This is a genomic window from Streptomyces sp. NPDC031111, from assembly GCF_055570675.1.
This window is the reverse complement of record NZ_JBVIGS010000008.1, coordinates 199,172-211,952: the sequence shown is the minus strand read 5'-3', so window position 1 is coordinate 211,952 and position 12,781 is coordinate 199,172. Positions and strand designations below refer to the sequence as shown.

12 protein-coding genes and 1 pseudogene are annotated in these 12,781 nt (G+C 67.3%); 8 read left to right on the top strand and 5 right to left on the bottom strand.

Annotation, left to right across the window (positions count from 1 at the left end):
* Window positions 1-370: 370 nt before the first annotated feature.
* A complete protein-coding gene (locus ACZ470_RS18710; protein ID WP_468428453.1) occupies window positions 371-724 on the top strand; it encodes a hypothetical protein in 354 nt (117 codons plus the stop codon).
* Window positions 725-1,331: 607 nt separating this feature from the next.
* On the opposite strand, the gene ACZ470_RS18705 is transcribed toward ACZ470_RS18710, so the two are convergent.
* Complete coding sequence (locus ACZ470_RS18705; RefSeq protein WP_468428452.1) at window positions 1,332-1,757, bottom strand: hypothetical protein; 426 nt, start codon at window positions 1,755-1,757, stop codon at window positions 1,332-1,334.
* Window positions 1,758-1,872: 115 nt separating this feature from the next.
* Entirely contained in the window at window positions 1,873-2,250 is a 378-nt protein-coding gene (locus tag ACZ470_RS18700; protein ID WP_468428663.1) for a DUF6336 family protein, read from the bottom strand.
* Window positions 2,251-2,571: 321 nt separating this feature from the next.
* Here ACZ470_RS18700 and ACZ470_RS18695 point away from each other — a divergent pair, with 321 nt between their 5' ends.
* Window positions 2,572-5,880 carry a tetratricopeptide repeat protein gene (locus ACZ470_RS18695; RefSeq protein WP_468428450.1) on the top strand — a complete coding sequence of 1,103 codons (3,309 nt, stop codon included), beginning with the start codon at window positions 2,572-2,574 and terminating at the stop codon, window positions 5,878-5,880.
* 45 nt (window positions 5,881-5,925) lie between these two features.
* Here the strand turns inward: ACZ470_RS18695 and ACZ470_RS18690 are convergent.
* A pseudogene (locus tag ACZ470_RS18690) lies at window positions 5,926-6,048 on the bottom strand (dihydrofolate reductase family protein); the annotation flags it as partial.
* 102 nt (window positions 6,049-6,150) lie between these two features.
* Between ACZ470_RS18690 and ACZ470_RS18685 the strand changes: the two are divergent.
* Both ACZ470_RS18685 and ACZ470_RS18680 read left to right on the top strand, forming a co-directional pair.
* The gene (locus ACZ470_RS18685; protein ID WP_468428448.1) at window positions 6,151-7,023 is read left to right on the top strand and encodes an arylamine N-acetyltransferase family protein; all 873 of its coding nucleotides are present in this window, start codon (window positions 6,151-6,153) and stop codon (window positions 7,021-7,023) included.
* A gap of 285 nt (window positions 7,024-7,308) precedes the next feature.
* Window positions 7,309-7,497 carry a DUF1918 domain-containing protein gene (locus ACZ470_RS18680; RefSeq protein WP_468428447.1) on the top strand — a complete coding sequence of 63 codons (189 nt, stop codon included), beginning with the start codon at window positions 7,309-7,311 and terminating at the stop codon, window positions 7,495-7,497.
* 488 nt (window positions 7,498-7,985) lie between these two features.
* Here ACZ470_RS18680 and ACZ470_RS18675 read toward each other — a convergent pair whose 3' ends face one another.
* Window positions 7,986-8,534, bottom strand: a complete 549-nt coding sequence (locus tag ACZ470_RS18675; RefSeq protein WP_468428446.1) for an RBBP9/YdeN family alpha/beta hydrolase — start codon at window positions 8,532-8,534, stop codon at window positions 7,986-7,988.
* Between the two features lie 123 nt (window positions 8,535-8,657).
* On the opposite strand from ACZ470_RS18675, the gene ACZ470_RS18670 reads away from it, so the two are divergent.
* Window positions 8,658-9,113, top strand: a complete 456-nt coding sequence (locus ACZ470_RS18670) for an Lrp/AsnC family transcriptional regulator (RefSeq protein ID WP_468428444.1) — start codon at window positions 8,658-8,660, stop codon at window positions 9,111-9,113.
* Window positions 9,114-9,209: 96 nt separating this feature from the next.
* Here the strand turns inward: ACZ470_RS18670 and ACZ470_RS18665 are convergent, their stop codons facing one another.
* A complete protein-coding gene (locus ACZ470_RS18665) occupies window positions 9,210-9,653 on the bottom strand; it encodes a carboxypeptidase regulatory-like domain-containing protein (RefSeq protein ID WP_468428442.1) in 444 nt (147 codons plus the stop codon).
* Window positions 9,654-10,137: 484 nt separating this feature from the next.
* Between ACZ470_RS18665 and ACZ470_RS18660 the strand changes: the two genes are divergently transcribed.
* The 3 genes from ACZ470_RS18660 (at window position 10,138) to ACZ470_RS18650 (ending at window position 12,715) form a co-directional block, all read left to right on the top strand.
* On the top strand, window positions 10,138-11,082 hold the full coding sequence (locus ACZ470_RS18660; protein ID WP_468428440.1) for an endonuclease/exonuclease/phosphatase family protein: 945 nt from the start codon (window positions 10,138-10,140) through the stop codon (window positions 11,080-11,082).
* A gap of 33 nt (window positions 11,083-11,115) precedes the next feature.
* The gene (locus ACZ470_RS18655; RefSeq protein ID WP_468428438.1) at window positions 11,116-12,327 is read left to right on the top strand and encodes a M4 family metallopeptidase; all 1,212 of its coding nucleotides are present in this window, start codon (window positions 11,116-11,118) and stop codon (window positions 12,325-12,327) included.
* An 85-nt stretch (window positions 12,328-12,412) separates the two neighbouring features.
* The gene (locus tag ACZ470_RS18650; RefSeq protein ID WP_468428437.1) at window positions 12,413-12,715 is read left to right on the top strand and encodes a protealysin inhibitor emfourin; all 303 of its coding nucleotides are present in this window, start codon (window positions 12,413-12,415) and stop codon (window positions 12,713-12,715) included.
* Window positions 12,716-12,781 lie beyond the last annotated feature (66 nt).

The following is a 12,781-nucleotide window of genomic DNA, read 5'->3' as shown; positions in this document are numbered from 1 at the left end:
GGCGGACCCTGCCGATCCGGTACGCGCCCGTCACTGGCGAAGACCCTGCCTCCTGGCTGGAATTTCTCACCGCCCGCCTGCGCTGCCGCTTCACCGGCGCGCAGCGCTCCCCAGGGCTACTCCTGCGCGACATGACCCTGGCGAAACCCATACTCCCGTCCACCACTGCGGTGAGTTCGGCGATCTTCTCGCGGATCGCGTCCGCCTGCACGGCGATCTCGCGCTCCCGTTCCTCCAGACGGGCCAGCAGCGCCCCCAGGAGTATCTCGCCGCTCCAGTTCGTGGGCATGTCCTGAACAAGTGCTGCTGAGGAGGGCATTCCTCCCCGACACTGGGCACCCCATGTCATCAACGGCAGGAAGGTGAAACCGTGTTGAGACCCTTACGCGCGTTCGTCGGCACGCTGGCTGCTGCGGCTCTCACGGTCGGTCTCGCAGCGATGCCCGCCCAGGCTGCGCCCGCCGTCGACTGCAACCTGGGCACACCACTCAACGATGACCTGAATACCATCGACTACACGATTGACTCCTCACCTGGCCGGACGGGTCCGTACGAGGCCTGCTCCCGTGTCGCCACCATCCCGGCTGACACCCCGCTCTACGTGTCGTGCTACGTGGAGAACAGTTACGGGAACACCTGGTCCTACATCGGGCTGCGCGGATTCTGGATCTATGACGCGCACTTCCTGGACGGCGGCGCCGGCAAACCCTGCGTGTTCTTGTAATCCGGGCCCGACACGGTGCCTCTCACCCGGCAGAAATGGTGCAGCACGGCTCGGTTGGAGTGGGCGCTGCGACGGCTGATTGCCGGGTCGGCTTCCGACGCTGCGTTGCTCCGGGTAGCCCAGCCACCCCTCGATGGGCGGCCGCTGCGCGGAAGTCGTGCCGAAACCCGAGAACAGACTCCGGATCGACTTCTGGAATCCATGACTGCACGTCACCGGTCAGGTCTCGAAGAAGACTCTACTTGCGGCGGGATCGGAGGGTCGAGGATCCCACGCCAGCGCCCCGCTGAGCCTTCGTACCTCACCGCGCCACCGGTCTCGTCCTGATGCCGGACGTTCAGCGCGCGGCGCTGCGGGAAGGCAGAGCAGCCTCATCGGACGCCGTCAGCAAGCGCGTTCGTCTCCAGTGCAGTTGCGGTGTCCGCAGCAGCCTTCCGCCTACGCGAATAGGGGGTCAAAGAGGAGGCCATGAGGACACCGCGCACATACAGCCGCCCTGCGGGGGCCGAGCGCTCCGAAGTCATGTGGCTGTCGGCCCCGGGCGAGTGCGCCGATCCCGGTTGCTCGAGGGGACATCGACGGTACGGCGCGTGCGCGTCCCATCCGCTCAGTTGCCGGCTTCGGGCGGACGCTGACCGCTCGTGCCGGCCTGACGGCTGTGCTCGACCTCCAACCCAAGGATCATTCTGTCCAACTCATCTACCTTACGGCGCATTTCCTCCACAGTCGCCCGGAGTTCCCGCCGTTGGCTTCGCCGAGCGCGTCGGTCGTCCGGCGGCGGCCGCTCCGCCGCCCTCGTCACCCGCCGGTAGTGCTCCTCTACATCCTCGAACAAGCGCCGTAGGTGCTGCGCTCTTTCCCACAGCGCCATGTCCCCCGCGTCGATCCACCCGGCCAGCAGCCGCATCCGGTCGGCCAGGAACTGGCAGTGGCTGTGCGCGTGCGCGGCTTGACGCTCGAGAGATCGAAGATGTCGACCACCGCGATCCGAAATCACGCGGCCATCATCTCGCAGCGAGCTGTCCGACGTCATCCCGTACCGCAGAAGCACACCCCTGGCCGCCCGCACCCGCCCCTTGCGGATACCTGACAACGCCCTGACTCACTGCCCGCCGATTCATGTGACCGCTTGCCGCTGAGGGCGAGTTCTAGCCGTACAACCAACTGCCGTAAGGCGCAGCGTCCACGAGTTGGTACAGCCCGAGAGCGGCAGCTCCGAGGACAAGGAGGAACAGCCCGGAGCGCAGGAACACCGGACCCACGACGGTCACTGAGACGGCCTGCCCTGTGAGAGTGCGCCAGTCCCGCAGGCGTCGGATGTCCCCCGCGCTGGCCCACCAGAAGCCAGCACCGATCACAAGGAAGATCGCACCGAACAGGCCCAGAGCACTGACGACGGACAGGAAATCTCCTCGGTCGCTGTTACCGCTGATACTCAAAGTCGCCACCATGAGCGGCACCACGCCCAGCAGGCCGAAGGTCACGCCTCGCCACGCAACGTCGGCCGGCCGCAGTCGCGGCAACATCACGCCGTGCAGTGGGCGTCGGCGGCTCGCTCACTGCCGGTCCGGAGAACTGAACGGCAGAATTGAGCCGGGCTACAACTGGGACGCACTGGTCACGCCCAGGAGCCGGCCCCTGCGCAAGTGCTGTCTCCTACGCTTGGCTGACAAGCGAGAGGCCTGGATCGGACACTGATGACCTGCGTCCGACGCGTCTGCTTCGGGCGGGTGTGTTTGCGGGCCTCGGGGCGGGGCGTGCGAAGTGAGGGGGCGGCGATGCCGGGGTCGGGGAATCGGGGTCTGTCGAGGGGTGCGCTGATCCGGCAGCGTGCGAAGGCGCGGTTCGTGGGCCGGCGGGCGCAATTGGCGCTGTTCGCAGAGAATTTGTCGAAGGACCCGCAGTCTGGGAATGATCCGGCGGAGTTTCTGTTCCATGTGCGTGGTGTGGGTGGGGTGGGGAAGTCCACGCTGCTGCGGCAGTGGCAGGAGGCGGCCCGGCGTGCGGATGCGGTGACGGCGATGGTGGACGAGAACGACGTCCACGGGGTACAGCAGGCCCTGAGCGAGCTGGTCAGGCAGTTGGCGGAGCAGGCCGGTCCCTGCAAGGAGTTCGACAAGGCGGTCGAGCAGTTCCGGCGGGAGCAGGCGGCTCGAGGGGAGCCGATGCCCGTGGAGGGCGAGGCGTCGATGTCGAGCCGGTTGGTGACGCAGGCCGCTTTGGGAGCCGCGTCGCTGATTCCGGGCGCCGGCGTCGTGACGGCGATGGCGAATCCGGATGCCGCGGCCCAGGGGCTGGACCGGCTCCGGTCCTCATCCCAGGCTCGTGCGCGGCGGCGGGGAGCCCGAAGTGATGGGGCTGATGTGAGCCGGGCTTTCGTTGCCGAGTTGGATCGGTTATGCCGTCTTCATCGGTGGGTGGTGCTGTTCTTCGACACGTGGGAACAGACTGCCCAGTACCTGGACGGGTGGCTGCTGAGTCTGCTGGACGAAGAGTTCGGTGCGGTGCCGGCAAACGTCATCGTCGTGCTGGCGGGCCGGGACGAACTCGCGGAGCGGGAGTGGTCGCCGCTGCGGGATCAGGTCGCGGACGTGCCGTTGGAGGTCTTCACGGAGGTGGAGACGCGTGCGCTGCTGACTTCGCGGGGCGTGACCGATCCAGACGTGGTGGAAGCGGTGCTGCAGCTGTCGATGGGGCTGCCTCTGCTCGTGGAGCTCCTCTCCCTGGCCCGCCCCCGGACTGTTGAGGAAGTGGACGCGGGCGGAGACCTCGCGGACGTGGCGATGGAACGGTTCGTGCAATGGATCACGGACCCTGAGCAGCGTGAGGCTGTGCGGGCGTGTGCGTTGCCGCTGCAGCTGAACGAGGACGTCTTCGCTGCCGCGACTGGGCCTGGGGCAGAGGGGCTGTGGGAGTGGCTGTGCGGACAGCCGTTCGTCAGCGGCCGCGGCGACTTCAAGCACTATCACGCGGTGGTCCGTGCCAGCATGGTCCGCCAGCAGCGCACCCACTCTCCTCAAGGCTGGGCTTCGGCGCATCTGCGCTTGGCGGACACTCATGCCGCCTGGCGTGCCGCAGTCGAGGAACGGCTTCCCGAGGCGGAACGGTGGAAGGACTCTGAATGGCGCCGGCATCGCTTGGATGAGACGTACCACCGGCTGTGCGCGCGTCCGGGAATGCATCTGACGTCCGCTCTTGAGCAGGTGGTGCATGCTGCGGGCCAGGACGAGGCGGTGCTGCGACAGTGGGTCGAGATTCTGGACCAAGCCGCTCAGGACACCACGGACACTGCCCTGCTCGCTTGGTCCCTGCGCTTGCGGAACGCTCTCTCCGACGACGACCCTGTCCTTGCATGCCTGGGTGGTCTACTTACCCACGGCCAGATAGGTACGTCGGCCAGGAGCTGGGCGTATACCTATCGCGGCCAGCGCCTCTACCTCTCCGACCGGGACGAAGAGGCCCTTGTCGAGTTCGACCGTGCCCTCGCGCACGACGTCCGCAACGCCCGGGCATGGGCCCGTCGGGGAGAAACCCGCCGCTGGCTCGGCCATCACGAGCAGGCCATCGCCGACCTCACCGCCGCACTGGACATCGACCCCACCTACGCCTGGGCCCTCGGCTCCCGCGGCCAGGCACACCAGCAGGCCGGCCATCACGAGCAGGCCATCGCCGACCTCACCGCCGCACTCGAACTCGACCCCACACTCGCCTGGGCCCTCGCCTCCCGCAGTCAGGCACACCGCGAAGCCGGCCGGTACGACGAGGCCGTCGCCGACCTCACCGCCGCATACGAACTCGACCCCGCCTACGCCTGGGCCCTCGGTGAACGGGGAGAAACCCACCGGCAGGCCGGCCATCACGAGCAGGCCATCGCCGACCTCACCGCCGCACTCGAACTCGACCCCACACTCGCCTGGGCCCTCGGCTCCCGCGGTCAGGCACACCGCGAAGCCGGCCGGTACGACGAGGCCGTCGCCGACCTCACCGCCGCACTCGAACTGGACCCCGCCTACGCATGGGCCCTCGCCCACCGGGGAGAAGCACACCGCGAAGCCGGCCGGTACGACCAAGCGATCACAGACTTCACCGCCGCACTCGACCTCGACCCGGCCTATGCCTGGGCCCTCGCCTCGCGCGGCCAAACCCACCGCCAGACGGGCCATCACGAGCAGGCCATCGCCGACCTCACCGCCGCACTCGAACTCGACCCCGCCTACGCCTGGGCCCTCGGTGAGCGGGGCCAAACCCACCGCCAGCGGAGGCAGTATGACCAGGCCGTCGCCGATTTCACCGCGGCGCTCGTCATCGACCCGACCTATGCCTGGGCCCTCGGCTCCCGCGGCCAAACCCACCGCCAGATGGGCCATCACGAGCAGGCCGTCACCGACCTCACCGCCGCACTCGAACTCGACCCCACACTCGCCTGGGCCCTCGCCTCCCGCGGTCAGGTACACCGCGAAGCCGGCCGGTACGACGAGGCCGTCAGCGACCTCACCGCCGCACTCCAGCTGGACCCCGCCTACGCATGGGCCCTCGCCGAACGGGGAGAAGCGCACCGCCAGCGGGGACAGTACGAGCAGGCCGTCGCCGATTTCACCGCGGCGCTCGACATCGACCCGACCTATGCCTGGGCCCTTGGCTCCCGCGGCCAAACCCACCGCCAGACGGGCCATCACGAGCAGGCCGTCACCGACCTCACCGCCGCACTCGAACTCGACCCCACACTCGCCTGGGCCCTTACCGAACGGGGCCGATCCCACCGCCAGGCCGGCCGGTACGAAGAGGCACGCGAGGACCTGAAACGGGCCGTCGAAGCAGACCCCGAAGATGTTTACGGCATGTTCGAGAAACTCATGCTCGACACTGTGGAGGGGGGTCCCGAAGCCTGTGCGGAGCAGTGGAGTCGGCTATTCGCGTCCCCGGTGAACCCACCCGACGACGTTGCCACCAAGTTCTTGAGCCTTTTCCGCATCGTGCTACTCGAACCGGAAAGCGGGGTGACAGAGGCAACCGAGGAGTTCCTCTTCGCACATCCGGATCACGAGGACATCACCCATGCGCTGGCCTATCTGGCAGAGCTGGCTGCCGCGGGAGATGGGATGGCCGATCGTGCGCGGCAGTGTCATGACCTGATTGTTGAGCGCACTTCGAGATGAGCCACGCCCAGAACGCGCTCATTCGTTGAAGACCGTCCTGCTCCGCAGGGACCGGCACAGGCTGAGGCTACCGATCGTGCTCAGGAGCCCCGAGCCGCTCGACTTCATGGCGCGGGCCGCCTCTACCGCGTCGTCGCGGACGAGCGTGGAATTGGCCCACGACCTTGGCTGCCTGGGTGAGCTCGTCGTTGACGCCATTGGCCCTCGAGCCCCAGCCTGCATCGACGGGCTCCGGGAATAGCTGCTGGAAGCGATGAAGTTGATCCGAATATGTGGAGCAGCGAACATCTCGACCTCGACGCCTACCTCGCGCACCTCGGGTACGAGGGTGACCGGGCGCCCACTCTTGAGACGCTGCGCGCCCTGCAACGCGCGCATGTGCTGACCGTGCGCTGGGACACCCTTGACAGCTTCCTGTACCGCGAGGTGCGGCTCGACGTGCCGTCGGTCCAGGACAAGCTGGTGCGCCGGGGCCGGGGCGGCTATTGCTACGAGCACGTCGTGCTCTTCGCCGCCGTGCTGGAGAAGCTCGGTTTCCGCTTTACCGCCGTCTCAGGCCGGGTCCAACTCGGCGCGGACTCCACCACGCCCCGCCCGGCGACCCACGCGATGCTGATCGTGGACCTGGACGGCACGCGTTGGCTGAGCGACGTCGGCTTCGGTGCCAGCCCTCTGGAGCCCATCGAGCTGGTCGACGGCGGCCGCAGCGAAGCGGGCCCGTGGCCGTACCTGCTGCGGTGGCAGGACATCACTCACGGCTCCCCGGGCTGGGCTGTGCACCAGCCCGGGGACGATGCGGAAGGGCCGGAAGGCTGGGTCGTGCGGCAGGTCTTCACCGAGACCCCGCAGTACCCCGTCGACTACGCGGTCGGGAACCACTTCGTGGCCACGCATGACCGCTCCCCGTTCGTCACCCGCCCGTACATCCAGCGGCTGGGCACGGACCGGCACGACACGCTCGACGCGCTGGTCTGGACGACGGAACGCCCGGGCCGGGACCCGGTGACGGAGACCGTCCGGCCGCACGAGGTGCCCAAGCTGCTCGACGACGTCTTCGGGATCCGCACGGACCCCGAGGAAGCCAGTCTGCTGGTGACCCGCCTGACGGAGCTGGACTCCGCCCGGCACCCGGCCACCGCGTAGCCGCCGGCACCATCACCCCATGTCCCCGACGGAAGGCGGGGCCGCAGCGGGCGCGCTTCCAGCGGAACCGCCCATCGGTGCTGAAGTTGGACCGATCGCAGAACTGCTGGTGAGCATCATGGCCCAGGACCTGGTGCCCGAACGGTCCGCCCCTGTTCCCGATCATTCGGATTCGCGCTCCAGTGACCTAACAACAATACGTGCCGGTTTGGTCACTGTCTGATGTGATTCAGGTGGTGGATCGGCCCGCTTCAGGGCCGAAGATCTCTGAGAGGAGCACTGCTGATGGAGGCGAAGGTCGGCGACCGCATCCACGTGCACGGCGCTGTCGTAGGTCAGGGCGATCGGCAAGGCGAGATCATCGAGGTGCGTGGCCCCGAAGGGTCGCCGCCCTACGTGGTCCGGTTCGACGATGGCCACGAGGCACTCGTGTACCCGGGCCCGGATGCCGTCATTGAACCGGCGGAAGTCTGACCAACACGGGCACTGCTGGCCCCGCCGCTCGGGAACCTGGTGGCGGGGCTGCACCTCATTCGAGTGCCGTTGTTTGCCGCCCTTGCCGACGACGCCCCGCCGGACCACCCGCCGGCGGGGCGTCGTCGTCCCCCTTCTTCGGCATTTTTCGGCGCCAGGCAACACCGGCTGACGGCAGCTACCACGTCGAGGGGCTGACAGGCTGTCTCCCAGGAGCGTCGCACGAGCGGTCGTGGGCGAGGACGTGTCGCAACACGGCCCCGGACGAGCCGACGGACCATGACGCCGATCGTGGTCGAATCATCGTCTCGGAGTGGGCTGGGCTAAGGGCTGTCCGCAATGATCGAGAAGCCCTTCGACTGAACCCTTTGTACACGCCACTGGCGTCCGGCCTGTGGCCCAGTGTTCCGGGGCCTCAGACCGCGACTTCGTGGTGGGGGGAACCGCCGGGCGGTATCTGGTGGTTATGCGTTCCAGGCGATGGTTGCTCATCGCGGGGTCAGCGAGTCCAGTAGTTCACGCCCTTGCTGCCACGAGCCCAGCCCGCTGGCGGAGTTGATGTGTCCGCACTCACCGACCAGGTGCCAGCGCGCCTCCCACCGAGTCGCGAAACCGACAGCCGCCTCAGGGGTGCAGAACGGGTCGTCGGCACTGCCCACCACCAGGGCCGGGCACGACAACGGTTGTGCCGACACCTCGGTGAACGTCGCTGCCGCGTTGTGTGGGAACGCCGGCCCGCGCGGGTCGGGCGGTGAGACGAGGAACGCGCCACCCCTCAGGCTCGAGCGGTTCCTGTTCAGCCAGGTGGATGCCGCCCAGCAGCCCAAGCTGTGGGCCACCAGCACAACCGGGCCGCCCCGCCGGGAAGCCTCGTCGTATGCGCCCTGGACCGCGTCGACCCAGTCGTCCAGGTCGGGGGCGGACCACGAGGCAGGCGAGATTCTCACCGCCGAGGTGCCCCACTGTCGCTCCCACAAGGTCTGCCAGTGCTGCTCGTCCGAGCCGTCGATGCCCGGGATGATGACGTACGCGGTCACTGCCCACCACCATCTCACTCGTCGCTCCCCAGGATTACGGGGGCGTCTGGCCCAGATTGTGTTGGATGCAGCAGTACTGCGGCAGTGGCACAAGTGATCTCAAGGAAAGTGGTGCGGACGACGATGGAATCACTCGACCGGATAGACCGAGACATCCTCGCCCTGCTCCAGGCCGACGGCCGACTGACCGGCGCGGAGGTGGGACGCCGTGTCGGACTCTCGCAGCCCGCGGCCGGCTCGCGCATCCAGCGGCTGGAGAAGAACGGGGTCATCACCGGCTACCGAGCCGTGGTCGACCCCGCAGCCCTCGGTCTGAACATTCACGCGGTCATCCGGCTGCGCACCACGCATGCCCAGCTCTCACGCGCTCTGGACTTCGCCTCCCAGACCACGGAGATCGTCTCCACCCTCAGAGTCACCGGGGAGGACTGCCTCATCTTCGACGTCCACTGCCCGCAGGCAGGACGACTTGAAGAGGTTGTCGACGCACTGGCCCGTTACGGGCCTGTCACCACGTCCCTCGTGCTGCGCGCATACCCTCGGAAGCCGCTGACCGACGCCACGACAGCTGAGTCATGACCGCGTCTCCCCCTGCTTCCCTTCGCCCAGGCCCCGCCGCAGGCGGGGCGGACTCGGACAATTGCCGCGCAGAGATGCCGGGTCGGGTACGGCCCATCAGGCGTCGGCCTGCTCCGTGAAGTGTTGGAGCAGGGCTCCCTGGATCTTTTGGAGGAACAGGGTGTTCTGCTTGAGCTGGGACAGCCGGGTGGTGGCGTGGGCGGCGTACTCCGGTCCTTCCACCGCCGAGGCCTGGAGGAAGGCAGCGAGTACGTCGATGCCGCGCGCCGTATCCGCGAACTGGCCCACGGAGACCAGGTGGCGGTCGAGCGGGACGGTGTCGTCGGCGACCACGTCGGTGACCAGTGACGGCTGCCAGTCGTCCGCGTTGGTGAGCGAGTGATGGGTGTCGAACCGGACGGTGACCGTCTCACCGGCGGGCACGTCCACGCTGTACGCGCCGTCGTCGTTGGTGTAGGCACGGTCGATGAGCGTGAGGGCGGGGCGGTAGACGCTGACCTTGATCATGGCGATCGGCTCGTTCCCCGTGATGGTTCGCACATGCCCGTGCATGAGAGTCCCCTCTCGGGCGCGGCCGGAATTCTCGTCGGAGGACGTGCGGAAAGCGGCCAGGTCGACGAACGCAAGGCTCATTGAAATGCGAACTTCTGAGGGCCGTGCAGGCGCACCGATTCCAGGTTCACCCGGTGCGCAGACCGTGTCAATTTCGGTCGGGGCATACGTCTGCACTGCGCGCCGGGGGCGGGCTGGGATTGGATTGTTTACAGGACAGGAAGTCGACCGGCTATGGACGGACTGTCGACGACCCGGACCAGGCGGCCCGGGACCGTGTGGGCCAGAAGTGCGCGCGCTGCATTTGCCAGTCTCCGTGAGTGGCGGGAAACTGAGGGTATCCGCGTGGGCCTGCTGCCGGACAAAGGGGGCTGGTAGGCACCGACGTTCGTCATGTTGCTGCTGCCTCACGGTGCAGATTGTTTTTGCTGCTACGGCCGAGTATCTACCCCGATGTACTCGGGAGGCCCCCGTGACGACGCTGCGACTGGCCACATTCAATGTCGAGAACCTCTTCGCGCGCTGGCGGTTCAAGGACAACGTAGACCCCGCGACCGCAAACTCACGGGGCTGGATCGTCGACCAGACTCGCTTCGAGGAACTGGGTGTCGATGACAAAGCCATTACTGGGGCAGCGGTACGGGAGATCAAGGCCGATGTGCTCTGCCTCCAGGAAGTGGAGAACATCGACACTCTGAAGCACTTCCGAGCCCAGGCGCTGGGCGGAAGGTCCCAGTACCCGTACGTGGCCGGAGTGGACGGCAACGATCCCCGCCTGATCGACGTCGCGGTGCTGTCGAAGTGGCCGATCACCCACGTCCGCTCGTACCAGCACTTCATGGATGCCGCGAGCCCGACCGCCGCGCTGTTCTCCCGCGACTGTCTCGAGGTCGACGTCGAGATCGAGGTGGGCCAGGGGCAAAAGGTACCTGTCACACTCTTCGTCAATCACTTCAAGTCGATGCTGGGCGGACGCGCAGAAACCCGGCCGAAGCGGGAGCGGCAGTCCGCCAAGGTGATGGAAATCGTCACCGACCGCTTCGGGCGGGAGCCGGGAGCCCGTCCATTCGCGATTCTGGGGGACCTCAACGACTATCCGGAGCCCGACGGCGACGGCAGTTCCGGCATCGATCAGCTCGTCACCTGGGACCAGGTCGACAACGTGGTGACCCGCCTGCCCGCCGCCGACCAGTGGACGCACTACTGGAAGGGCGGCGACGAGTACCGGCAGCTCGACTACCTCCTGCTGTCGACCTCACTCGCCCAGGCGGACCCGGAAGGGCTGCCCGAGATCTTCCGCAAAGGGCTGCCGCTGCGCGCCACCAAGTACAAGGGTCCACGCTTCCCGGGCGTGGGGGAGGACAAGCCCAAGGCGTCGGACCACTGCCCCGTCATCTTCAACCTCGAGGTGCGGTGAGCGCCGCTGCCCCTCTCACTCAGGAGGCATGCCATGAATGGCATCGGCCGCGTGAATTGCATCATCCCCCCACAGCTCCTGCTCAGGCTCTTGAAGAGCGACGACAGTGAGGTGCGCGAAACTGCGCTGAACACCCTGCTGACCACGACTCGGCTGCGGGGAGAGCGAGCGGTCTGGTCGTCCTTCGCCGGCGCCGCAGCCCCCGGCGGCGGCCGGCGGACCATCTTCGACTGCCACGGGACCAGGTTCCTTCCGCTCGCTGATCTCGCACGGTCGGAGAACGGGGCGCCGTCCGGGAATCAGGCGGTCAATCGAGCGTTCGACGGCCTCGGCACCACACGAGACTTTTACCAGCAGGTGTTCCAGCGCAACTCGCTCAACAACCGGGGCATGCGCCTGGACGGGTACGTCCACTTCGGGAAGAAGTACAACAACGCGTTCTGGGACGGACGGCAGATGGTGTTCGGTGACGGTGACGGGAAGAGGTTCACCAATTTCACCGGATCACTCAGCGTGATCGCCCACGAATTGACGCACGGAGTCACTGAGTTCACCGCGGGCCTCGCATATCACGATCAGCCCGGCGCCCTGAACGAGTCGATGTCCGATGTCTTCGGGGCATTGGTCGAGCAGTGGTCGCTGAACCAGTCGGCTGAGACAGCGAGTTGGTTGATCGGCTCCGAGATCTTCACTCCTGGAATCGGCGCCGACGCCCTGCGCTCGATGAAGGCCCCCGGGGAGGCATACGACAACGCCCTCTTCGGCCGGGACCCCCAACCGGATCACATGAGTAAATACGTGCACCAGCCGAACACGGAGGAAGGCGACTGGGGCGCGGTGCACGACAACTCCGGCATCCCCAACAAGGTCTTCTACCTCACGGCGGTCCGCATCGGCGGTCCCGCGTGGCAGGCTCCCGGGCTCATCTGGTACGAGTCGCTGAAGGCCTCGAACCCAGAGACTCAGTTCCAGGACTTCGCGGACACCACCCACCAGAAGGCCGGGGAACTGTACGGTTCCGGCAGCGCCGAGCAGCTGGCCGTGCTGTCGGCATGGCAGGAAGTGGGCATCCACATCAGCGGTGTCCCGGTCGGAGTCGCCCGTGCGCGAAGCTTCGAGGCTCACTGGAACGGCGGCCAGGAACAGGGAGATGGCCTGGTTGCCTTGACGCAGCAGGTCGACGCGCTGAAAGACCAGGTGACCGGGCTGGCCAACGAGCTGGCCTCGCTGAAGGCGAACACATGACCACTGGCCGCTGGTGCCGACCTGTCCTTCCACGATCGCCTCGCCGCGGACGCGAAAGGCTCCGCCTGTCGGGAGAACACGCAGGATGAGGGTGACCTTGACGACACACGGTGGGCAGGCGGCCGCGATTCACCGCCGCCTCCCACCAAAGGTGTTGGACAGCGATGACTTGCCCGACGAGGCCGCGACGGAGCTGGCCCGGCTGGTCACCGCGGCCTCCTCGCACGCCGCTGAGGCCTCGTCCGGGCCGGGCCGGGCCCGCGATGTGATGAGCTACACGATCACGGTGGAGGAGGGCGGCTCGACCACGGTTCTCACTGAGTCGGACACCACGATGTCCCCGGCGTTCGCCGCGCTGCTCAGCCGGCTGGAGCAACACTTCGACTGACAGTCGACCGACGAACCGCCGGTGAGCGCCAGTGGCAACGGAGTTCGCTGTCCCACGGGACGCCCA

Bases quoted from the DNA above. Each gene is read 5' to 3' on its own strand.
- ACZ470_RS18705 (WP_468428452.1), bottom strand. From the start codon at position 1,757: ATGACGTCGGACAGCTCGCTGCGAGATGATGGCCGCGTGATTTCGGAT.
- ACZ470_RS18700 (WP_468428663.1), bottom strand. From the start codon at position 2,250: ATGTTGCCGCGACTGCGGCCGGCCGACGTTGCGTGGCGAGGCGTGACC.
- ACZ470_RS18685 (WP_468428448.1), top strand. From the start codon at position 6,151: ATGTGGAGCAGCGAACATCTCGACCTCGACGCCTACCTCGCGCACCTC.
- ACZ470_RS18680 (WP_468428447.1), top strand. From the start codon at position 7,309: ATGGAGGCGAAGGTCGGCGACCGCATCCACGTGCACGGCGCTGTCGTA.
- ACZ470_RS18670 (WP_468428444.1), top strand. From the start codon at position 8,658: ATGGAATCACTCGACCGGATAGACCGAGACATCCTCGCCCTGCTCCAG.
- ACZ470_RS18655 (WP_468428438.1), top strand. From the start codon at position 11,116: ATGAATGGCATCGGCCGCGTGAATTGCATCATCCCCCCACAGCTCCTG.
- ACZ470_RS18650 (WP_468428437.1), top strand. From the start codon at position 12,413: ATGAGGGTGACCTTGACGACACACGGTGGGCAGGCGGCCGCGATTCAC.